The following is a 22,386-nucleotide window of genomic DNA, read 5'->3' as shown; positions in this document are numbered from 1 at the left end:
CCCACTTTTCGGGCGTAAACCCGCTTCTCGTATTTTTACAGGCAAAAATCACACTCATGCGACTTGATAAATTTATCGCTCAGCAACTCGGCGTCAGCCGCGCTATTGCCGGGCGTGAGATCCGTGCTAACCGCGTTACCGTCGACGGTGAAATCGTTAAAAACAGTGCCTTTAAGCTGCTACCAGAACACGACGTCGAATATGACGGTAATTCCCTGGTTCAACAAAATGGCCCGCGCTATTTTATGCTGAATAAGCCTCAGGGTTATGTTTGCTCAACGGATGACCCGGATCATCCGACGGTGCTCTATTTCCTTGATGAACCGGTTGCCTACAAACTGCATGCGGCAGGGCGTCTGGATATCGACACCACCGGACTGGTACTGATGACCGATGACGGACAGTGGTCGCATCGTATCACCTCTCCTCGTCACCATTGTGAGAAAACCTATCTGGTGACGCTGGAGTCGCCAGTGGCAGACGATACCGCCGAGCAGTTTGCCCATGGCGTACAGTTGCATAATGAAAAAGACCTGACCAAACCGGCTGTTCTGGAGGTCATTACGCCAACTCAGGTGCGATTGACCATCAGCGAAGGGCGCTATCATCAGGTAAAACGTATGTTTGCCGCGGTGGGTAACCACGTTGTGGAACTGCACCGTGAACGAATTGGTGACATCAGGCTTGATGACGATCTGGAGCCGGGTGAATACCGTCCATTGACCGAAGAAGAAATCGCCAGCGTTAACTTAACCCCGCGTTAATTTCAGGAGCTAAATGTGACCACCCGGCAGAACTCGTCAATTGCCATAGTCTTTATCCTTGGCTTGTTAGCCATGCTGATGCCGTTGTCGATTGATATGTATCTTCCGGCGCTACCTGTTATCTCAGAACAGTTTGGTGTGCCTGCGGGTAGCGCGCAGATGACCCTCAGTACCTATATTCTGGGGTTTGCAGTGGGGCAGTTGCTCTATGGCCCAATGGCTGACAGCATTGGACGCAAGCCGGTGATTCTGGGCGGAACGCTGGTGTTTGCGGCGGCGGCAGTGGCCTGCGCCCTGGCGCAAACTATTGATCAACTGATCGTGATGCGTTTCTTCCACGGTCTGGCTGCTGCGGCGGCGAGCGTGGTTATCAACGCCCTGATGCGCGATATCTATCCGAAGGAAGAGTTCTCACGCATGATGTCATTCGTCATGCTGGTCACGACAATTGCGCCTTTGTTGGCACCTATCGTGGGTGGTTGGGTGCTGGTATGGCTTAGCTGGCACTATATCTTTTGGATCCTCGCCATGGCGGCTGTTCTGGCGTCGGTGATGATCTTTACGCTGATCAAAGAGACCCTGCCTGTAGAGCGTCGCCAGCCGTTTCGCCTGCGTACCACTATTGGCAACTTTGCCTCGCTGTTTCGTCATAAACGAGTGCTGAGCTATATGCTGGCCAGCGGGTTCAGCTTTGCCGGGATGTTCTCGTTTCTGAGCGCCGGACCCTTTGTTTACATTGAGATCAACCACGTTTCACCGCAGCATTTCGGTTATTACTTCGCACTGAACATCGTATTCCTGTTCGTGATGACTATCATCAACAGTCGCTTTGTGCGTCGGGTTGGGGCATTGAATATGTTCCGTACCGGTCTGTGGATCCAGTTCGTGATGGCGGGATGGATGGTCTTTAGCGCACTGTTTGGGCTGGGGTTCTGGGCTCTGGTCGTTGGCGTTGCGGCGTTTGTTGGCTGTGTATCGATGGTGTCATCAAACGCCATGGCGGTTATTCTGGATGAATTTCCGCATATGGCGGGAACGGCGTCATCGCTGGCTGGGACATTCCGCTTTGGCATTGGCGCCATTGTCGGGGCCCTGTTGTCTCTGGCGACCTTTAACTCGGCCTGGCCAATGATATGGTCGATCGCATTTTGCGCTACCTGCTCAATTCTCTTCTATCTTTACGCCAGTCGCGCTCAAAAACGGTGATCTATTACACAACCTGGGGGCCATAAGGTCTCCAGAGTTGATGTACATCAACCGCAAATCTATCATTTCCCCCGCTTATGTTTATTTTATGTAAAATCAATTTATGTAAAAAGTCACATCATTGTAGTTAAAAAGGTTGAGTTAGATCGCAGAAACGAGTACATATAGCCCGGAAATATGCCAGAACCGTTGAATAAATTTAATTACTGGGTTCTGTAAGCAGCATAAGTACTGGATGTAAACGTTTACCAACTGTCTAAAGACGTATTGTCAATGATGTGTTAATATTGATGTAAAATAATTGTGAAGTGATTGTGCTTCCAGGGAAAGAAAGTGATGACATTACAACTCTCAATCGTTCATCGTCTGCCGCAGAGCTATCGTTGGTCGGTGGGTTTCGCAGGTTCGAAAGTTGAACCGATTCCGCAAAACGGTCAGAGTAATGAGAACAGCCTGGTGGCACTCAAATTGCTCAGTCCTGATGGTGACAGCGCGTGGTCAGTCATGCATAAGCTCAGCCAGGCCCTCAGTGATATCGAGGTTCCTTGTTCCGTACTGGAATGTGAAGGGGAGCCGTGCCTGTTTGTGAATCGCCAGGACGAATTTGCCGCGACCTGCAGACTGAAAAACTTCGGCGTGGCTATCGCAGAACCGTTTTCAAACAACAATCCTTTTTGAGCGTCAGCTTAGCGCGAGCAGCTGACGCGTATAGGCCTGCTGTGGTGCGTTAAAGACGTGCTCGCATTGCCCTTGCTCCACGACCTCTCCCTGACGTAGCACAATAACCTGATGGCATAATGCGCGTACTACGTGCAAATCATGGCTGATAAAAATATAAGCCAGCCGATGCTTTTCCTGTAAGGATTTTAACAACGTCAGGATTTGCGCCTGTACGGTCCTGTCGAGCGACGATGTTGGTTCATCCAGAATGATCAGGGAAGGTTTGAGAATCAATGCTCTCGCAATAGCAATGCGTTGGCGTTGTCCGCCAGAAAACTCCGCAGGATAACGATGTCGCGTTTCGCTATCCAATCCCACTTCCGCCATTACCGCTTTCACCTGTGCCTCGCGTTGTTCGGCTGACAGGGTAGGCTGATGAACGCGCAACCCCTCCTCGATAATCTGTAGCACGCTCAGGCGTGGGTTCAGCGAGGAGTTGGGATCCTGAAATACCACCTGAATACGGTGACGGACCGGCAACAGCTGGCGTCGATTTAAGGTATGCAGTGCCAGACCATCGAACACAATGCTTCCCTGCGAGGTGATTAACCGCAGAAGCGCCAGTCCGGTAGTGCTTTTTCCGGAGCCTGACTCTCCAACCAGCCCCAGCGTTTCACCGGGCCGGAGGGAAAAACTGACGTCGTTAACGACGACGTTGTGGTCCACCACGCGTTTTAGGATACCTTTGCGGATAGGAAAGGCGACGCGGAGTTTTTCTACTTCCAGCAACGGAGCTTGCCCGACAGGCAAAGGTACCGGGTCGCCGGAAGGTTCGCTGTTTAATAATTTCTTCGTGTAGGGATGCGTTGGCGCAGTGAGCAACTGTGCTGCTCTATTTTGCTCAACGCACTGGCCGTTTTGCATGACCGCCACGGTATCGGCCAGTTTTTTCACAATACTCAGGTTGTGGGTGATGAACAATAATCCCATGTTCAGCTCGCGCTGTAGTTCCCTCAGCAGTTGCAGGATCTGTGCCTGGACGGAAACGTCCAGCGCGGTGGTCGGTTCATCAGCAATAAGCAGCTCAGGTCGTGTCAGCAGTGCCATGGCGATCATCACACGCTGGCGTTCACCGCCGGACAGCTGGTGTGGGTAATCTGCGAGACGTTTGGCCGCCTGACGGATGCCTACGCGATCCAGGCAGGTCAGGATTTCTGCCCGCGCCGCATCCCGACGCATTCCCCTATGCAGCGACAGCACTTCATAAAGCTGTTTTTCCAGATTGTGGAGCGGGTTCAGTGACACCATCGGCTCCTGGAAAATCATGGCGATTTTATTCCCCCGTACGCCGCGAAGCGTCTGCTCGTTGGCGTGAAGTAATGATTCACCGTGAAAACGGATGTCCCCGGAAGGGTAAACTACCGGAGGGGACGGTAACAACCGTAGGATAGAAAGCGCGGTCACGCTTTTCCCCGATCCAGACTCGCCCACCAGCGCTAGCGTTTGTCCGGCATCAACCCGTAGTGAGAGGGCATTGACTACGGTGCGCACGGTCTCTTGTTGACGAAAACCTACCGATAAATTCTCAATGGCTAACAGAGGTTGTGTCATTTTAAATCGCCTTGTTGGGATCAAACGCATCGCGTACCGCTTCACCAATAAAGATCAGTAGTGATAGTAGCAGGGCAACGGAGATGAACGCGGTGATGCCAAGCCACGGTGCCTGCAGGTTGTTTTTACCCTGTAACAGGAGTTCTCCCAGTGATGGCGAGCCAAGCGGTAAACCGAACCCAAGAAAATCCAGTGAGGTCAGAGTAGTTATCGAGGCGCATAAAATAAACGGTAAAAAAGTCAGGGCCGCGACCATCGCGTTGGGCAGCATATGACGCAGAATAATACTGCGATCGCTTACGCCTAGCGCTTGAGCGGCTCGAATGTAATCAAAGTTTCGGGTACGTAAAAATTCCGCGCGCACCACGCCAACCAGGCTCATCCAGCCAAACAGCACAGTAATGCCCAGCAGCCACCAGAAGTTAGGCTGGACCACGCTCGACAATAGAATGATGAGAAACAGCGTTGGCATTCCTGACCAAACTTCAATGAATCGTTGCCCCCACAGGTCCACCTTGCCGCCATAATAGCCCTGAATTGCGCCAGCCATAATGCCCATCACGCTCGAACAGAGGGTGAGCATTAGACCAAACAAGACAGAAATACGTGTGCCGTAGAGGATGCGCGCCAGTACATCACCGCCGTTGGCGTCTGTTCCCAGCCAGTTTTGTGCGGAAGGCGGGGAAGGGAAGGGCTTATCGGTGGCAAAGTTAATGCTGGTGGCCCCAAAGCGTATTGGTGCCCACAGGATCCAGCCCTGGTTTTCCAGGCGCTGTTGTAGCCACGGGTCCTGATAATCAGCCTGAGTCGCCAGCGGTCCGCCGAAGTCGCTTTCACTGTAGTTTTTGAACAGGGGGAAATACCAGCTATTGTCGTAGCGCACCAGTAGCGGCTTATCATTGGCAATCAGTTCTGAACACAGGCTAAGACCGAACAGCACCAGAAAAATCCACAGCGACCAGTAGCCGCGACGATTGTGGCGAAAGCGCGCCCAGCGGGCCTGATTGACGGGGCTTAATCGCGACATTAGCGTCCCTCAAAATCTATACGAGGATCGACCAGCGTATAGCTGATGTCGCTGAGGATATTCAGCAGCAGACCGATCAGGGTGAAGATATAAAGCGTGCCAAACATTACCGGGTAGTCGCGTGATACGGTGGATTCATAACCCAGCAATCCCAGGCCGTTAAGCGAAAACATCACTTCAATCAGCAGTGAGCCGGTAAAAAACATGCTGATAAACGTTGCCGGGAAGCCGGCGATCACCAGCAACATGGCATTGCGAAACACATGTTTCCACAGAATATTTTTCTCGCTGACCCCTTTAGCGCGTGCGGTGACGACATATTGTTTGCGCACCTCATCCAGAAATGAGTTCTTGGTCAGCATAGTCAGCGCGGCAAACCCACCAACCACCGTCGCCAGCACCGGCAGGGTTATATGCCAAAGGTAGTCGGTTACTTTCTGATACCAGGGCAGGGAGTCAAAATTGGCCGAAACCAGCCCGCGAAGCGGGAACAGGTCGTAGTAGCTTCCCCCGGCAAAAAAGACGATCAGCAAAATGGCAAACAGAAAGGCCGGTATGGCATAGCCGACAATAATAAATGCGCTGCTCCAGACATCAAACCGGCTGCCGTTATGCACCGCTTTGCGGATCCCAAGCGGTATCGACACCAGATAGATGATGAGCGTACTCCACAGCCCCAGCGTGACGGAAACAGGCAGGCTGTCTTTGATAAGCGTCAGCACCGAGGCGCTACGAAACAGGCTGTCACCGAAATCGAAACGAATGTAATCCCAGAGCATTTTGAAGTAACGCTCATGAATGGGCTTATCGAACCCATAGCGGCGAGTGATTTCGGCGATCACTTCCGGGTCCAGACCCCGGCCGCCTCGATAATTACTGTCGCTGATGTTACCAACGCCGGTTTGCGCGTGGCTGGCGCGAACGCCTTCGCTACCCGCGCCGGGTAATGCCCCGCTTTGCCCGAACTCAATGGCGGCGACGGCCTGTTCAACCGGTCCGCCTGGGGCAATTTGCACGATAAAAAAGTTGATGGTGATGATGGCCCAAAGCGTTGGGATCACCAGCAGTAGACGTCGAATCAGATACGCGCCCATTTATTCTCCCTGTCGTCTGGCAGCGGGCAGTTTCGCCGCTTTGTTGACGTCATACCACCAGTTGTCGAGGCCAATGGTGTAAATTGGGCGAATAGCAGGATGTGAAAATTTATCCCACCAGGCGATGCGATCCTCTGCCATAAACCACATCGGCAACATGTAGTAGTTCCAGGTTAATACCCTGTCCAGTGCCCGGCCTAGTGGGATCAATTTGGCTTTATCACCTTGTGCCGCGATGATTTGGTCGATCAGTTTATCAATCACCGGGCTTTGTACGCCGGGGGCGTTGTAGCTGGAATCAATATATTGAGAGGCCCACAGAATTTGCAGGTCCGAACTCGGCCACGGCATCGCGCGATACAACCTCGGCATCATGTCATAGTCGCGACTGCGCAGGCGGTTCGTGATTTGTGAGTTATCCACCTGGCGGATATTCATGGCAATACCTAAGCGCTGCAGGTTATGCTGGAACGGCAGCACCCATTGACTGTTGCTGCCCGCCGGGAGCAACAGTTCAAAGCTCAGAGGTTTACCGCTGGCGCTATTTACCCGCTGCTGACCCTTTAGTACCCACCCGGCCTGCTCCAGTAAGGTATCGGCTTTCAACAGGTTGTCGCGATCGTAGCCATCGCCTTTTGATTTTGGCGGCTGATAGATTTGGCTAAAGACCTCAGAGGGGAGATCTTTTTTCAAGGGCGCGAGTATCACCAGTTCATCTGCGTCGGGGTATTTTGTCGCGGCATATTCGGTATTCTGAAAATAGCTGTTGGTCCGGCTCCAGGCATTATAGAACAGCGCTTTATTCATCCATTCAAAATCAAAGGCCAGCGTGATGGCTTCCCGTACCCGTCGGTCGCTGAATACCGGACGCTGAATATTAAATGCCAGCCAGCGGGTATCCTGCGCGGACTCGTTTTTTTGTTCATCTTTGATGATGTAGTGATTCGCGAAATTTTTCCCGGTATAACGCGTCGCCCAGTTTTTGGCATCATTTTCAAGACGCAGATCAAACGCACCGGCCTTAAACGCTTCAAAGGCGACGTTATCATCCAGATAGTAGTCGTAGCGGATGGTATCAAAGTTCCAGCGTCCACGATTGACGGGCAGATTAGCGGCCCAATAATCTTTGACGCGCGAATAGACAATATACTGGCCCATCTTCCATTTCGTAATGCGATAAGGGCCGCTGGCGAGCGGTGGCGATGATAAGGGATCGCTGAGCTTATGATCTTTCCAGTACTTCTCTGGCATTACGGGTAATGAAAACAGGCTGAGCATGTCCTCTTTACCCGGTTTGGCTAATTCAATGCGTACGGTTAATGGCGCGATGGCTTTTACCGTTGTTCCCTTGTAGACCAGACGAAACTGCGGCACGCCTTCAGTCATAAATTTGTGGAAGGTGAATGCGACGTCGCGGGCGGTAATGGGTGAGCCATCGTGAAAACGCGCTCGTGGATTAATGGCAATTTCTACCCAGGAATAGTCGTCAGCGTAGCGCGCGCTGTCGGCAATGAGCGGGTAATAGCTACCAGGTTCATCGTCAGAGGTCGTAAACAACGTATCGTAAAGCGTTTCGGTACGTGCGCCGGGGTTACCGCGCATCGCGTAGCGGTTAAAGTTGTCAAATGTGCCAATGGCGGACAGGGTAATTTGACCCCCTTTAGGGGCTGCGGGATTCACATAATCGAAGTGATTAAAGTTAAATGCGTACTTCGGTTCACCCAGTACGGCAAAAGCATAGCTTTCTTTGATGGATTGCGCCTGGGCGCTAAACCCGATGAGGGTAATAAACAGAAGCAGTACGCGAGGGATCATATAAAAGCGATTTCCTTTTCCTGCCACAACCCGACGGGCATCATGCCTGAAAGATAAGGGATGTAGCGGCGAGTGAGAGTATATGAATCGCATACTGCGATCACCACGTCGGCTTATTGGGTTGCGCCATCCAACGCACAAAATCAGCAAGCTTTAATGGTCGGCTAATCCAGTATCCCTGGAAAAAATGCACCCCACGATCGCGCAGCCAACGGGCTTGCTCAGGAGTTTCTACCCCTTCCGCAACCGTCAGCATATTAAGACGTTTAGAAAGTGTCAACACGGCGTCCAGAACCGGAGAGGTCAGGGTTTCTGTTCCAATGGCGTTAATAAACCCACGATCGATTTTCAGGTAGTCAACGGTAAAGCGTTCCAGATAAATAAGCGCGCTATGGCCGGTGCCAAAATCATCAATCGCAATTTCAAAACCTGCGGAATGCAGCCATTCAAATAGCTTTGTGGCCTCGTTCTGATTGAGCATATCTCGTTCAGTGATTTCCAGCACTATCTGAAAATAGTTTGCGGGAAGTGAAGCGTGCAGGTGCCGGATGTCGTCTTTAAATGTCTCGCCATGCAGATGCGATGGCGCGATATTGATCCCCAATTTTGCGCCAGCGGGTAACACTTTTTGCAGCGCCGGGGCATCCTGGGCGATCAACTTAAAGAGATGCTGAGTCAGCGGGACGATCATTTTCTGTGATTCAGCGTAATGAATAAAGGCATCCGGTGGGATCTCGCCCGTTGTTGGGTGATTCCAACGTAACAGGACCTCGACGCCTTTCACTTCCAGCGTTTGCATCTCTACGACGGGCTGGTACACCACATAAAACTGGTTATGTTTGATGGCGTTGAGGATATCTTTGCCTGGGCGTAAACGGATGCTGTAGATGTAGTACCAGAGGAGAAGGGCGGCAATAATCCCGGCCATACATCCCAACAAAATAGAATACCAGACGTCGGTATAGTTCCACTCTTGTGCGTATAAGCGAATTTTAAGCGGGATCCCTTCAAGAGTGGCCTGCCGCCAGGAGGTATGAGGAAGAGCGGAGACATCGATGATTCGCGATGAGAATGTCGAAATTGCGGTATTACCGACGATAATCGCAATACCGTCAAAATCATCCTGCCGGGCGGTATAGAGTAGGTAAGGTGCCAGATTGATATTCAGTGAGGTAAATACGCCGCTATCATTGAATGACGCGTTTCGGTGCCAAATCATGATCGCTGGCTTATCCGGCATCATGGGCGTACCGGGAAGTAATTCCACATCAATATTTCTGCTGATATCGAGGTTTGGTATCAAATCCAAAATCGGAGTGAACATGGAACCTGTCGCGGAAGAGCAGAAAGCGATGCCGTCTTTTACCAGTAAGAAAGCGCGAACGTTCAGGCTGAAGGCTGCACTGGAGGTCAGTTTAGCGCCGACTTGTTGGCAACTGTTGGCAACCAGCGGCTGAAGGGCATCGGTGGTGGTTTTGAGGTCGGTGAAGTAGCTGCTGACGTAATTCTGGATATCGGCAAGGAGCGTGTCGTACTTAACTTCTCGTTTATGCCAAGTGACGAAAAACTGCAGGGTACTCACGAGTATTGCGACGATAAGCCCCGTTAACATACAGGAAAGCAGGATTTTCCGACCGGATGAAGAAGAGCGTCTGAACATAGATCCTTATTTTACCTGATTTAACCGCTTACTCTGTATGAATATAACCTGAAATGACTCATGTTGTGAGATTTTTCTTAGTCGCAGGGTGAAACAAAAAAGCACCGCCGAAGCAGTGCTTTTGGAATGTCTCATCAGGATAGCCAAGGGATAGCTGCCAAACGAAACTAACTGCGGCTCAGAACCCGGCGAGCTTCGTTGTAACGTTTTTTCCAGTAAGGCTCGTTCATGCTGGAAATGATAACGCCACTGCTGGTCGAGGCATGTACAAACTGGTTGTTACCGATATAAATACCGACGTGACGGCCAGTAGAACCAGCACGGAACAGAACCAGATCGCCTGTGCGCAGATTAGTGCGCGAAACGGATTTTCCCGTTTCCTGTTGTTCATAGGTTGAGCGCGGAAGCTCTAAACCAAATTGCTCGCGGAATGTACGCTGCACGAAGCTTGAGCAATCAATACCTTTTTTGGTGCTGCCGCCAAGGCGGTAACGCACGCCTTTCCAGTCAGCATACTGGTCCATAATACGTGATTTAACATCGATATTACGTACCATATTTTCAAATTCATCCTGAGAGGCTTGCAGTGAAGAGTTATCTCCATTGCCCACAGCATGCGTCTCAGAATGCATATTCTTGGCGGTGTTCGTTGTGCTACATGCAGAAAGCAGAACCGCAACTGCTATCGCGGGTATGCCCCGCAAGATATATCTCAAAATCGGTTGAGATTTGACCATTTTGTTTGTTTTCCCTTGAAGTCCTTAACGATAAATATCGTTATAAAAAATGCCAAACGTGACGAGACTAATTACCATCGCACGATGAGACAATTCCTTAAGGTCAAATCTGTGGCAGAACGCACAAATTTATTCTGAAAGGGAATAATTATCCCGCGAGGCAAAACGAGTTCGAGATTACCCGATCGTTCCGGTCAATGCGAGTGATTTTACGTGATTTCTTATAAGAAAAATTGATACAGAAAGTGAATAAACGGCATTGTCTAAATTAAGAACAATCAGGGTAAAAAATACGCAAACTACTCATTTTAAACATGAATAAGATGACAGGAGAATGACAATCAGAATGATGAAATATTGCCCGGCATCATCAGGGAATCAGAAGTATCCCTGATGATGTTAATTACTCTGCGTTATTTGTTTAAAAATTGTTTGTTTTTGCCGGGTAGATAATTCACGAACAGAGTGACTAATCGGTCGCTTAATGGCGTCATTAGCCACCAGGGAAGGCCAATCAAGACCACCGTCATGGAACCAACCACGATATCAGTGAGCCAATGAGCGCCAATCATTACGCGCGGGAAGGCAAAAACCACAGCAATAATAAGGCCGATTATTCCTGCGACTTTTCCGAAATAACGCAGCATAAATGCGGAAAAAATAAGCAGCATCATGCCGTGATCGCCAGGAAAACTGTCTTTCGACGCATCTTTGGTCGGAATATGCAGCAGTTCGCTGACGCGATAAATATTATCCAGCATAAGCGTGGGGCTGGCGCGTTTAACGGGAATAAGCGCCTGGCCCAGCTGATTTAATACCACTGCGGTGAGCAGCATAACCAAACCGATAGCCACAATGCGTCGGCGACCTTCCGACGTCTCTTTGAGCCAAAAGTGCAGCATCAATGCGCCCATAGCCAGCAATGAGCAGCCATCAAATGCCCGATTATTGGTAATAGCAACAACCCATAAGAACAGCGGGCTTTCCACCAGTTTATGATTAAAGAAGCGGAAAACGCCCGTATCGAGTGAAGACCAGAACCCATGCCCGGCTGGAATATACCAGGACAGAAACAGTGCCAGACCAGCAATATTAAGCAGGAGGATTAAAGGGTATCGGGTTTTCATCGTCGTTTACCATTGCTAAAAACGAAGGCAACCTTACGCGCTAGCGTCTAAACGAAGTCTCAACAACGCGCTCTGTAACGCATTCCAGTCGGTCTCGGTATCGGCGATGAGTTCAATACGGCTATCCGGTGGCGCGACGTTTTGCGTTTCTATATGCCAGTCGTCTCCCTGGCGGTTAATGCGTACCAGTCCTTCTTTAATACGCATTACCCCCTTCACGCGCCCAACCGGGGCAAGACGCGACCATTCCAGCAGACCGATGGTATCGAACACCGTATCGGCGTCAAAAATCCAACCGCAGGCCTGATGGCCCTGACCGCTGTTGAGGCTACGACGCCAGCGCTGCTGTGCGGGTAAGCTCAACGCTGCCAGCCCCTTTTTGTTGGCATGGCTATGGGCGTGCTCCGCGCTTGCAGGAAGCTCCGCCAGGTTTAGTCGGGGCAAATCCAGTAGCTGTCCGTCAATTTGCCCATGGTCGGCATGAACTAACTGGCGATTACCACCGTAGTGTTGCCACCAGCTTTGTAGGGCGTTTTCGCTTTCCGTCGTGGCACGGTCGGTTTTGTTGGCAACAATGATATCAGCGGCGGCCAGCTGATCGCGGAAATTGTCATTGGCGACGCTTTTCTCATCCAGTAACAGGCGAGGATCAAGGATACAGAGGGTTGCGCGCAGATCGATCCACGGCTCATAAACCGGAGCGGTGAGTAAATCCAGAATCTGTTTGGGATGTCCGAGGCCGGTGGGTTCAATCAGCAGGCGGTCGGGTTTTCCCTGACGCAGCAGCGTATTGAGACCAACCTGCATTGGCAGACCGTTAACACAGCACATACAGCCGCCGGGGATCTCTTTTAGCAGCGCACCGCTGTCGGCCAGCAACGCGCCATCAATGCCAACTTCACCAAACTCATTAACCAGCACGGCCCACTTCTCAGCAGGATCTTTGTTTGCCAATAAATGAAGAATAGAGGTGGTTTTGCCACTGCCGAGAAAACCGGTGATGAGATTGGTTTTAGTCACATTTACTCCAGAATCATAAATTACCGTAATGGCATTTAACAATCCTGGCGAAAAACGGGGAAAAAGAGAAGGGGTGAGAGGACGAAGAGGCGCTTCGTCCTGCTTAATGGCAGAAATCGTTAACTTTTTAACGTCTCAATGACAGCCTGATGCGCACCGTATTGGGCAATGCGTTGCCAGGCCTGCTGAATGGCCGCGACAAACTGCGGATTCTGTACAAGATCGGTGGCGAAAATCTCGCGCAGCGAAAGCAGGGCGTTGACGCGTTCTGACTCTGTGCTCTGTTTAACCAGAGCGGCAATTTTTTCACTCAACGGGTCACGAACATCAATAGCGGTGCCTGAATCATCCACGCCGCTCACATAACGCATCCAGCCTGCGACGCCGAGAGCCAGCAGTGGCCACTCACTTTGGCGGGCTAAATGTACGCGGATCCCTTCCAACTTGCGCTGGGGTAATTTCTGGCTACCGTCCATCGCGATTTGCCAGGTTTTATGTTTCAACGCTGGGTTGGCAAAACGCTCCAACAGGCTTAGGGCATACTGGTCTAAATCAATATCGGTAATTTGCAGCGTAGGTGCCTGTTCGTTGAGCATCAGGCGGTAAGCGGCTTCACGAAATGCGCTGTCCTGCATACAGTCGCTGATGTGCTGGAACCCGGCCAGATAGCCGAGATAAGCGAGAAACGAATGACTGCCGTTCAGCATCCGCAGTTTCATTTGTTCCCACGGCAACACATTTTCGACCATCTGGACGCCCGCCGTTTCCCATTGTGGGCGGCCACACACAAAATTATCTTCAATCACCCACTGGATAAACGGTTCGCAGCTGATTGCGCAAGGATCGGCAACCCCCAGCTCGCGGGCAATTTCGGCCAGTGACTCTTCAGTGGCGGCAGGGACAATGCGGTCGACCATGGTGCCTGGGAAACTGACATGCTCCTGAATCCAGGTTGCCAGTTCTGGTGTACGTTTCTCCGCCATTCCAAGGACGGCGTTTTTTACCACATGACCATTGTCCGGGATGTTATCGCAAGAGAGGACGGTAAACGGCTGTAGCCCGCGTTCACGTCGGCGATGTAGGGCTTCAACAATAATTCCGGGGGCAGAGTGCGGTTCAGTCGGTGTTTGCAGATCGTGAGCAATACGTGGATTACTGAGGTCTAACGAGCCTGTCGCCGGATCGATGCAGTAGCCTTTTTCTGTGATGGTTAGCGAGACAATAGCCACCTGAGGTTCGCAGAATTTTTCGATAATGGCCGCCAGCGAATCCAGCCTGGCGTTGAGACATTCGTTGACGACGCCGATAACAATTGGTTGGTTACCGTTGGCCCCTTTTTCCAGCACGGTAAATAAATGATCCTGTTCGCGCAGTTGGCTCATCAGTCGATCGCCGCTGAACAGACTGATCTCACAAATACCCCAGTCTCCACCCTGCGCATTCAGCACCCTATCGGTTAGTAACGCCTGATGGGCGCGGTGAAAAGCACCGAAACCAAAATGCACAATCCGCGTTTTTAATTGCTGGCGGTCGTATTGCGGCATCATGACATTTTCCGCCAGTGGCGCTGAGGCAATAGTTTTCATTTAATACACCTGATTAACCATAAATTAACAATGGCAGTATAAAGTTATATGACAACAAATTGAATTGGTGTGCCTCATTTATCCGGGGAATGTGAGCTTGATCAACCAATCATCGGCAATGTGTTGATCAGTTGACGGATGCCTGTATGGTAGTCGTCATTAAGATGATTTGATTTGGTATAACAACTTGTGAGGTGAAACAATGGAACAAACCTGGCGTTGGTACGGACCTAACGATCCGGTATCGCTTGATGATGTGCGTCAGGCTGGCGCAACGGGTGTTGTGACCGCCTTGCACCATATTCCTAACGGTGAAGTGTGGCCGGTAGAAGAAATTCAGCAGCGTCAGGCCATTCTGGCTGAAAAAGGGCTGACCTGGTCGGTAGTGGAAAGTATCCCTGTCCACGAAGATATCAAAACGCGTTCAGGTCAATATCAAACGTGGATTGCCAACTATCAGCAGAGTATCCGTAATCTGGCGACCTGTGGTATCGATACGGTGTGCTATAACTTCATGCCGATCCTCGACTGGACGCGTACCGACCTCGAATATCAGCTGCCGGATGGTTCCAAAGCGCTGCGTTTTGACCAGATTGCTTTTGCGGCCTTCGAACTTCACATTCTGCAACGCCCGGGAGCTGAAGCGGATTATACCGCCGAAGAACAACGCCAGGCGCTGGACTACTTCAATGCCATGAGCGATGCAGAAATTGAAAAGCTGACCCGCAATATCATTGCTGGTCTGCCTGGTGCAGAAGAGGGCTATACGCTGGATCAGTTCCGTGCGCGTCTCGCTGAATACGACGGCATCAGCAAGGACGATCTGCGCGATAATATGGCGATATTCCTGCGGGCGATTGTGCCAGTGGCAGAAGAAGTCGGCGTGCGTCTGGCCGTGCATCCTGACGATCCGCCGCGCCCGATCCTTGGCCTGCCGCGTATCGTTTCGACTATCGAAGATATGCAGTGGCTGAAAGAAACGGTCGACAGCATAAATAACGGTTTCACCATGTGCACCGGTTCTTACGGCGTGCGCGCTGATAACGATCTGGTGAAAATGATCGAAACCTTTGGCGATCGTATCCACTTCACGCACCTGCGCTCAACCTGTCGTGAAGATAACCCGAAAACCTTCCACGAAGGTGCGCACCTGCAGGGCGATGTGGATATGGTATCGGTGGTGGCTGCCATTTTGAGCGAAGAGCAGCGGCGTAAAAAGGCGGGCGACCTGCGTCCTATCCCGATGCGTCCGGATCATGGACACCAGATGCTTGACGATCTGCACAAGAAAACCAACCCGGGCTACTCTGCGATTGGCCGCCTGAAAGGCCTGGCAGAAGTCCGTGGCGTTGAGCTGGCGCTGAAACAAACGCAGTTCCGCGATCTGCTGTAAGTCTAACAACAGGGATTGCGCGACAGGCGCGATCCCTGTTTTTCATCAAGGTTGCGCGAGCGCCTGCTCCAGCACTGTCAGCACTTTATTGATCTGCTGTATCTGCAATCCACCAAACCCAAAAAACATAACAGCATCGCTGTTCTCTTTGCGCCATGCGGCTTCTGATCCATTTTCTATATCCGGCAGAGTGTCGAAACGGATCCCGGCCAACAGGCAGCATTGTTGCAACCTGGTGATGAATTCTGCGTGTCTGGCAATGCGTAACGAGAGGTGCAGACCTGCCGTTGCGCCAGCGATTTTCCCTTCGGGAAACAGAGTGGAAAGGCCATCGCGTAACAGGGTGAGGCGCGTCGCATAGCTGCAGGCCAGCTTGCTGATATGCGTATAAAACACCTGATTTTGCATCAGTTCGGCCAAAAATTGCTGCAACAACCACTGGCTGCCGTTGTTATTGAGCGCTTTCATATTCTGTACCGCCGGAAGCAGTTCATCAGGGCAAATAAGATAGCCTAGCCGTGCGCCTGGCCCCAGCGTTTTAGAAAATGTCCCCATGTAGATAACCCGGTTGTGATAATCCATGGCTTTCAGCGCGGGAAGGGGATTTTCCCCATAGGTAAAAACGGCATCGTAATCATCTTCAATGATGTAAGCGCCGACGCGTTGCGCCCACGTTAATAATGACTGACGGCGCTCCAGTGAAAGCACGCTTCCCATCGGATACTGATGCGCTGGAGTAACATAACAAAGCTGGGTTTCATACTCGGGTAAATTATCTGTTTGCAGCCCGTGGTTATCTACGGCAATTGACGTAATGTCTGCACCGTAATAATTAAAAAGATGCCATGCGCCAGAATAACAAGGGGATTCGGTCACAATATGGCACTTTTTTTGCTGACTGACGGCATGATGAATAATAAATATTTGGCTGAGCAGTGATAATCCTTCCTGAATCCCGTTGGTAATGATGATGTTCTCTGCTCGGGTATTAATTCCGCGGGATAAATTAAGGTATCTGACCAATTGCTCACGCAGTGAAAATAATCCACTTGGTGAATGGTATCGGGTAAATAATTGTTCTTTAAGTATGCTTGGAGCATTATTCCATTTCCGCCAACTTGACCAGGGAAAAGCGTTGGGATCGGGGACGCCCATCCGACAGTAGCACTCTCGTCCAGGCTCGGCGTAAACATCGGTTGAGACTCCGGCAGCTTTAGGTTTTGTCGGCGGAGAACCCTGGGTAACGGGCACATGCGTTGGTGTTATACGTACAGGCGTGGTGAATATCACTTCATAGCCAATGCCGTGTCGGCTCTTGATTAACCCTGCAGCCATAAGCTTATCATAGGCCATCACTACCGTTATTTTGGCTACGTTCAATACCTGAGCCTGCTCGCGAATAGAGGGAAGCTTATCGCCACAAAGCAAATCTCCCTGCTGAATAGCCTGGAAATAAAATTGAAAAATTTGCAATTGCAGCGGAGTGCGGAGTTCTCTATTGAGCGTTAATGTAAGCATGAGGAATTCCTTATTAATATATAGCCACTATATTACGAATTTCTCGTTTTTACTATTTGATACACCTCATGGAGTAGCGGCTGTTCCTATAGCTTGCCATCGCTGTCTCTATTTTTGATTTTTATTATCCCTTAGCGTGTCGCTATTAAAAAAATGGAGGTAAGCATGTCGTGGATAAGAAAGAACGCATTGTGGTGCGTATTGGCTGGGGCGGTGGCAATGGTCCTGGCTATTTGGGGAACGTGGCAAGGCGTTCATTACACCAGTACCACCGAATTTTGTTTATCGTGTCACTCGATGCGCACGGCTGGAGAGGAATATAAAACCAGCGTGCATTTTCGTAACGCATCTGGCGTGCGGGCTGAGTGTAAGGATTGTCATATCCCCCCGGGCGTTGTTCCAACGCTTATTCGTAAAACTGAAGCCTTAAACGACCTCTATCACACCTTTATTTCTCCTTCTATTGATACTCCTGAAAAGTTTGCTGCCAAACGCCCGGAGCTGGCCCAGCGGGAGTGGGCACGCATGAGCGCGAATAATTCAGCGGCGTGTAAATCCTGCCATAGCTATGAGGCAATGGATCATGGCAAGCAATCGGCAAACGCGGCTGCGCAAATGACCGCAGCGGCAGCAAAAGACAGTAACTGTATCGATTGTCACAAAGGAATAGCCCATCACAAACCCGATATGAGCAGCGGTTTTCGCGATCGCTATAAGCAGCTACAGCGTCAGGGAGATACGCCAACGGATGCGACCACGCTGTTCTCATTAAGCGAAAAATCACTGGCGGCAACGGCAGGGAGTCCGGTCGGGAAGGCGCTGTTATTTCCCGCCACCGAGGTCAAGGTGCTGAAAAAAGAAGGCAGTAACGTGCAGCTCGAAATCACGGGCTGGCGAGAAAGCAAAGGGCGTGGACGGGTGATCACCCAGTATATGGGGAAACGCGTTTTCTCCGCCGTTCTCGATGAGCCCCTGATGGCGAACGTAAAAGTGCTACAAACCCAGGTCGATCCTGACTCACATCAGGAATGGCAGCAAGTGAGCGTCACCGCCTGGGCCACCGATCAGGACTTTATCAACACGCTTGCGCCAATCTGGGAGTACTCAGATCAAATGCTGCAATCCACCTGTAGCGCCTGTCATAGCACTCCTCCTACAACCCGATATACCGCTAACGGCTGGATCGCCGGACTGAAAGCCATGTCGACCTATTACCGGCTTAATCCGGTGGAGGAACGTACGTTGTTGAAATACCTCCAGACCCACGCCAGCGATGTGTCTGAAACCAACAAAAAGTAAGGATAATGTATGGATATTCATGACTTTAATCCGTCCCGCCGCCGTTTTCTCAAAGGAATGCTGGCGGTGGGGGCTGCCAGCGCACTGGCGCCTAATCCGCTGATATCAAAAGTGTGGGCGGCGGGGGAAAATCCCGAGCAGTGGATCCAATCTGGTTCGCACTATGGCGCTTTTGAAGCCAAAGTGGTCAACGGTGAGTGGACCGAAACCCGTCCGTTCAAACATGACAAATACCCCTGCGATATGCTGAACGCGGTGCGTGAAGTGGTCTACAACCCGTCGCGGGTGCGCTACCCGATGGTGCGTCTGGACTGGCTGCGTAAGCGTGAGAAGTCAGATCGCAGTCAGCGCGGAGATAACCGTTTTGTACGGGTCAGTTGGGATCAGGCGCTGGATCTGTTTTACGAAGAGCTGGAGAGGGTGCAAAAAACCTATGGCTCATCAGGCGTATTTACCGGGCTTGCCGACTGGCAAATGGTGGGCAAATACCATAAAGCGGGCGGGGCGATGGATCGGGGACTTGGCCTGCATGGTAGCTATGTGACAACCGTCGGCGACTATTCTGCGGCAGCGGCACAGGTCATTTTACCGCATGTGATTGGTTCGCTGGAAGTTTATGAGCAGCAGACGTCGCTTCCGCTGGTGATTCAAAACAGCAATACCATCGTGCTGTGGGGCTGCGATCCGATCAAGAACCTGCAGATCGAGTTTTTGGTTCCCGATCACGATGCGTTTGGCTACTGGCAGCAGATTAAAGAGGCGGTAGCGCAGGGTAAGATGCGCGTTATCAGTGTTGATCCGGTGCGTAGCAAGTCGCAAAACTATCTTGGCTGCGAGCAGTTGGCGTTGCGGCCACAAACCGATGTCGCGTTAATGCTGGCGCTGGCGCATACCTTGTACGAAGAAAAACTGTACGACACGGCGTTTATTACCGATTACACCGTCGGCTTTGAGCAGTTTTTGCCGTATCTGCTGGGCGAAACCGATAAACAGCCGAAAAATGCCGAATGGGCGGCAGAAATCTGCGGCCTGACGGCAGAGCAGATCCGAGACTTCGCCCGCCTGTTGGTGAAAGGCCGGACACAGTTTATGGGCGGTTGGTGCGTACAACGCATGCACCATGGTGAGCAATATCCGTGGATGCTGGTGGTGCTGGCCAGCATGGTCGGTCAAATTGGTTTGCCCGGCGGCGGGGTAGGATTTGGCTGGCACTACAACGGCGGTGGTACGGTAACATCCGCCGGGCCTGTGCTCTCTGGGCTGGGAGGGATCACGAATCCCCCGCAGGCAAAGTACAACGCGGATTTTCGCGGCGTATCGGAGCATATCCCCACTTCGCGTATCGTTGACTGCCTTCTTGAGCCGGGCAAAAAGGTTGCCTTTAACGGCGAGACGTTAACCTGGCCTGACATCAAAATGGCGATCTACAGCGCGGCGAATCCATTTCATGCGCAGCAGGACAGGAATCGCATGATCGACGCGTGGAAGAAGCTGGAAACCGTGGTGGTGTTGGATCACCAATGGACCGCGTCGTGCCGTTTTGCCGATATCGTCCTGCCCGTTACCACCCGCTTTGAACGTAACGATATTGAGCAGTTCGGTACGCATTCGAATAAAGGGTTGATGGCGTTGCATCAGATCGTCAAACCGCAATATGAAGCGCGACATGATTTTGATGTATTTGCCGGGCTGTGTAAGCGCTTTGACAAGGAAGCGGTGTACCGTGAAAACCGTGATGAAATGCAGTGGATACAGGCGCTTTATGGCGAAGGCGTGAAGATGGGGGCATCGCTCGGCGTCTCATTACCGGATTTCACAACGTTCTGGCAGGGTGACGGATATATTGAATATCCCCCGGGTCAGCCGTGGGTACGTCACGGTGAGTTTCGCGACCAGCCAGACCTGAATCCGCTGGGGACGCCGTCAGGTCTGATTGAAATCTACAGCAAAACCATCGCGGGCTTTGCCTATGAGGATTGTCCGGGGCATCCGGTGTGGATGGAACCCTTTGAGCGTACCCATAGCGGCAAAAAAGATAAATACCCGCTGCATCTGCAATCCTGCCATCCGGACAAACGTCTGCATTCCCAACTGTGCTCTAGCGAGGCGTTTCGCAACACCTATGCGGTTGCCGGAAGAGAACCGCTTTATATCAGTGAACAGGATGCCACCGCTCGTGGCTTAAAAGCCGGTGATATCGCCCGCGTTTTTAACGCTCGTGGTCAGGTACTGGCTGGCGTAGTTGTCAGCCCGGATTTTTCCCCTGGCGTGGTCCGTATTCATGAAGGTGCATGGTACTCCCCGCAGGAAGGGGGGAAAGCCGGGACATTATGCACTTATGGCGACCCGAACGTGCTGAGCGCGGATATCGGTACTTCACAGCTGGCCCAGGGGCCTTCAGCGCATACCGTGCTGGTTGAGGTCGAGCGTTATCAGCAGAAAGCCCCGCAGGTGACGGCTTTCGGTGGTCCGCAGATTGTGAAAGAGGAGGGGACCAGTGCAGCATAAGCAAATTCATCAGCAGCGGGCTGCTGTGTACCAGTGGTTTTCGCAACTGCTATTTCGTGAACTGGATGAAAAACAGCTCGCCAGTCTGGAAAACGGCGATAGCCAGGCTTGGATTGCCTCACTGGCGGCGGTTCCTGGAGTGTCTGCCGAGGTTAAACGTTTTGAGCGTAGCCTGGGCCGGGTTTTGCGGCGCGACTCCCGACAGCTGGAGCTGGCAGCAGATTTTGCCTCGCTGTTTCTGCTGGCCCCGCCGGCTAGTGTTTCTCCCTATGCAGGGCACTACCCACACACGACAGCGGCAGAAGAACGTCGGCAAATGAATGTGCTGCTGATTGAGCAAGGTCTGGCAGCGCGAGAGAATGAACCCTCCGATCATATTGCTGTGCAGTTGGCATTAATGGCGAGGATGGTTGCTAAAGAGGAGAGGCTATCGGCGCAATATTACTTTTTGCATCATCATATTCTGTGCTGGGCACCGTTATTTCGCGACGCTTGTCTGGTGCGGGATAACGAGGGGTTTTATCCTCAGGCGGTGAATCTGATAGTGCGTTTTATGCAAGAGGATGAACAGTATCTGGAGTCATTGCTGATGGATGATTTTTATCTCAGCAGCCAGCGCTGAATATGACAAAGGGACAGCCTGCGTTGTAATGCCAGTCAGTTAGCGCCTCAGTTTCAGTAAACTGGCGGAGGTTAAGAACATGCTATCTCGGAGATAGAGTTCCGTTCACCTCATGTTCATCGTTTCTCTGAAACACGGATTCCCGTGAACGTGTAAAGGGCGTTCTCCGCCACGCCCTTTACAATCCCGGCTCCCGGCGGGAAAATTGTTGCTACGCAATACCCTCCGCTTATTCCTCCTGGCTACCGGGCCGGGCGCGAGGAAGCGTCCCTGCAAAGCGCGCCCTGAGCCAGCATCCATGCTGGCTCTCCCGGCCTTACGGAAACACGTCGGCAATTTTCAGCCGGACCAGCCCACACCTGACCATCTGCGTTTTTTGTTTAAACAGCAAAAAAGATTTAACTGGAAGTCAGTGCGTTGAAGCGATGACCCTGGTCCGGCTGAAAGTCGATGAGGCGTTGACGACTGACCGGGACTGCCCGCAGGGATGCGGGCAGAGGGGACGGCCTGCATGGACGCAGGCTCGGCCCCGACCCGACAGGCAGACGGCATAAGACGAATGAATCGCGTAGCGACGATTTTCCCGCCGGGAGCCTGGGTTGCAAGGGAGGCGGCGGTGAGCCTCCCTTGCACGTTCACAGGTATCGGTGCTTCAGAGAAATGACACCGCTGAGATGAACGGAACCCTGAGCCGGAATCACATGTTCACCATACATGCTTAAAAGACGAGCATTACAGC

17 protein-coding genes are annotated in these 22,386 nt (G+C 51.7%); 7 read left to right on the top strand and 10 right to left on the bottom strand.

The genetic code is table 11. The features are described from left to right. Positions 1-56: 56 nt before the first annotated feature. The 3 genes from rsuA to C2U43_RS17435 all read left to right on the top strand — a co-directional run bounded on the left by rsuA (position 57) and on the right by C2U43_RS17435 (position 2,648). Positions 57-764 (top strand): 16S rRNA pseudouridine(516) synthase RsuA, encoded by a 708-nt coding sequence (gene rsuA, locus C2U43_RS17450; RefSeq protein ID WP_008785291.1) that lies wholly within the window; start codon positions 57-59, stop codon positions 762-764. Between the two features lie 15 nt (positions 765-779). Further along, positions 780-1,970, top strand: coding sequence for a Bcr/CflA family multidrug efflux MFS transporter (locus tag C2U43_RS17445; RefSeq protein ID WP_003834584.1), 1,191 nt, complete (start codon positions 780-782; stop codon positions 1,968-1,970). A gap of 333 nt (positions 1,971-2,303) precedes the next feature. Continuing rightward, a complete protein-coding gene (locus C2U43_RS17435) occupies positions 2,304-2,648 on the top strand; it encodes a YejG family protein (RefSeq protein WP_085951589.1) in 345 nt (114 codons plus the stop codon). 3 nt (positions 2,649-2,651) lie between these two features. Here C2U43_RS17435 and yejF read toward each other — a convergent pair whose 3' ends face one another. The 9 genes from yejF to C2U43_RS17385 form a co-directional block, all read right to left on the bottom strand. Further along, positions 2,652-4,241: a microcin C ABC transporter ATP-binding protein YejF gene (gene yejF, locus C2U43_RS17430; RefSeq protein WP_103285563.1), complete on the bottom strand. Its 1,590-nt coding sequence runs from the start codon at positions 4,239-4,241 to the stop codon at positions 2,652-2,654. A gap of 1 nt (position 4,242) precedes the next feature. Continuing rightward, complete coding sequence (locus tag C2U43_RS17425) at positions 4,243-5,268, bottom strand: ABC transporter permease (RefSeq protein ID WP_003834577.1); 1,026 nt, start codon at positions 5,266-5,268, stop codon at positions 4,243-4,245. Then, a complete protein-coding gene (locus C2U43_RS17420) occupies positions 5,268-6,362 on the bottom strand; it encodes a microcin C ABC transporter permease YejB (protein WP_103285562.1) in 1,095 nt (364 codons plus the stop codon). Before C2U43_RS17420 ends, C2U43_RS17425 begins: the two co-directional genes overlap by 1 nt. Next, entirely contained in the window at positions 6,363-8,177 is a 1,815-nt protein-coding gene (locus C2U43_RS17415; RefSeq protein WP_103285561.1) for an extracellular solute-binding protein, read from the bottom strand. It abuts the gene before it with no gap. Between the two features lie 100 nt (positions 8,178-8,277). Beyond that, positions 8,278-9,837, bottom strand: coding sequence for a cyclic di-GMP phosphodiesterase (locus tag C2U43_RS17410; RefSeq protein ID WP_103285560.1), 1,560 nt, complete (start codon positions 9,835-9,837; stop codon positions 8,278-8,280). Between the two features lie 167 nt (positions 9,838-10,004). Continuing rightward, positions 10,005-10,574 carry a bifunctional murein DD-endopeptidase/murein LD-carboxypeptidase gene (gene mepS, locus C2U43_RS17405; RefSeq protein WP_003834567.1) on the bottom strand — a complete coding sequence of 190 codons (570 nt, stop codon included), beginning with the start codon at positions 10,572-10,574 and terminating at the stop codon, positions 10,005-10,007. Positions 10,575-10,987: 413 nt separating this feature from the next. Beyond that, a complete protein-coding gene (locus tag C2U43_RS17395) occupies positions 10,988-11,701 on the bottom strand; it encodes a phosphatase PAP2 family protein (RefSeq protein ID WP_032944023.1) in 714 nt (237 codons plus the stop codon). 33 nt (positions 11,702-11,734) lie between these two features. Then, the gene (locus C2U43_RS17390) at positions 11,735-12,721 is read right to left on the bottom strand and encodes a CobW family GTP-binding protein (protein ID WP_003834563.1); all 987 of its coding nucleotides are present in this window, start codon (positions 12,719-12,721) and stop codon (positions 11,735-11,737) included. A gap of 119 nt (positions 12,722-12,840) precedes the next feature. Beyond that, complete coding sequence (locus tag C2U43_RS17385; protein WP_103285559.1) at positions 12,841-14,307, bottom strand: mannitol dehydrogenase family protein; 1,467 nt, start codon at positions 14,305-14,307, stop codon at positions 12,841-12,843. A 202-nt stretch (positions 14,308-14,509) separates the two neighbouring features. Between C2U43_RS17385 and uxuA the strand changes: the two genes are divergently transcribed. Continuing rightward, positions 14,510-15,700 (top strand): mannonate dehydratase, encoded by a 1,191-nt coding sequence (uxuA, locus tag C2U43_RS17380; protein ID WP_103285558.1) that lies wholly within the window; start codon positions 14,510-14,512, stop codon positions 15,698-15,700. A 45-nt stretch (positions 15,701-15,745) separates the two neighbouring features. Here the strand turns inward: uxuA and pdxR are convergent, their stop codons facing one another. Beyond that, on the bottom strand, positions 15,746-17,218 hold the full coding sequence (pdxR, locus tag C2U43_RS17375) for a MocR-like pyridoxine biosynthesis transcription factor PdxR (protein WP_103285557.1): 1,473 nt from the start codon (positions 17,216-17,218) through the stop codon (positions 15,746-15,748). 165 nt (positions 17,219-17,383) lie between these two features. Between pdxR and torC the strand changes: the two genes are divergently transcribed. From torC to torD, 3 genes are read left to right on the top strand one after another with little or no spacing between them, the layout of a single operon-like run. After that, positions 17,384-18,517 carry a pentaheme c-type cytochrome TorC gene (gene torC, locus C2U43_RS17370; protein ID WP_103285556.1) on the top strand — a complete coding sequence of 378 codons (1,134 nt, stop codon included), beginning with the start codon at positions 17,384-17,386 and terminating at the stop codon, positions 18,515-18,517. A gap of 9 nt (positions 18,518-18,526) precedes the next feature. Further along, positions 18,527-21,025 (top strand): trimethylamine-N-oxide reductase TorA, encoded by a 2,499-nt coding sequence (torA, locus tag C2U43_RS17365; RefSeq protein ID WP_103285555.1) that lies wholly within the window; start codon positions 18,527-18,529, stop codon positions 21,023-21,025. Continuing rightward, positions 21,015-21,647 (top strand): molecular chaperone TorD, encoded by a 633-nt coding sequence (torD, locus tag C2U43_RS17360; RefSeq protein WP_063940528.1) that lies wholly within the window; start codon positions 21,015-21,017, stop codon positions 21,645-21,647. Before torA ends, torD begins: the two co-directional genes overlap by 11 nt. Positions 21,648-22,386: the final 739 nt, after the last annotated feature.

It is taken from the genome of Citrobacter freundii complex sp. CFNIH9, from assembly GCF_002903305.1.
GTDB classification, from domain to species: domain Bacteria; phylum Pseudomonadota; class Gammaproteobacteria; order Enterobacterales; family Enterobacteriaceae; genus Citrobacter; species Citrobacter portucalensis.
The sequence above is the reverse complement of the archived record's forward strand: the minus strand, read 5'-3'. Positions and strand labels throughout refer to the sequence as shown.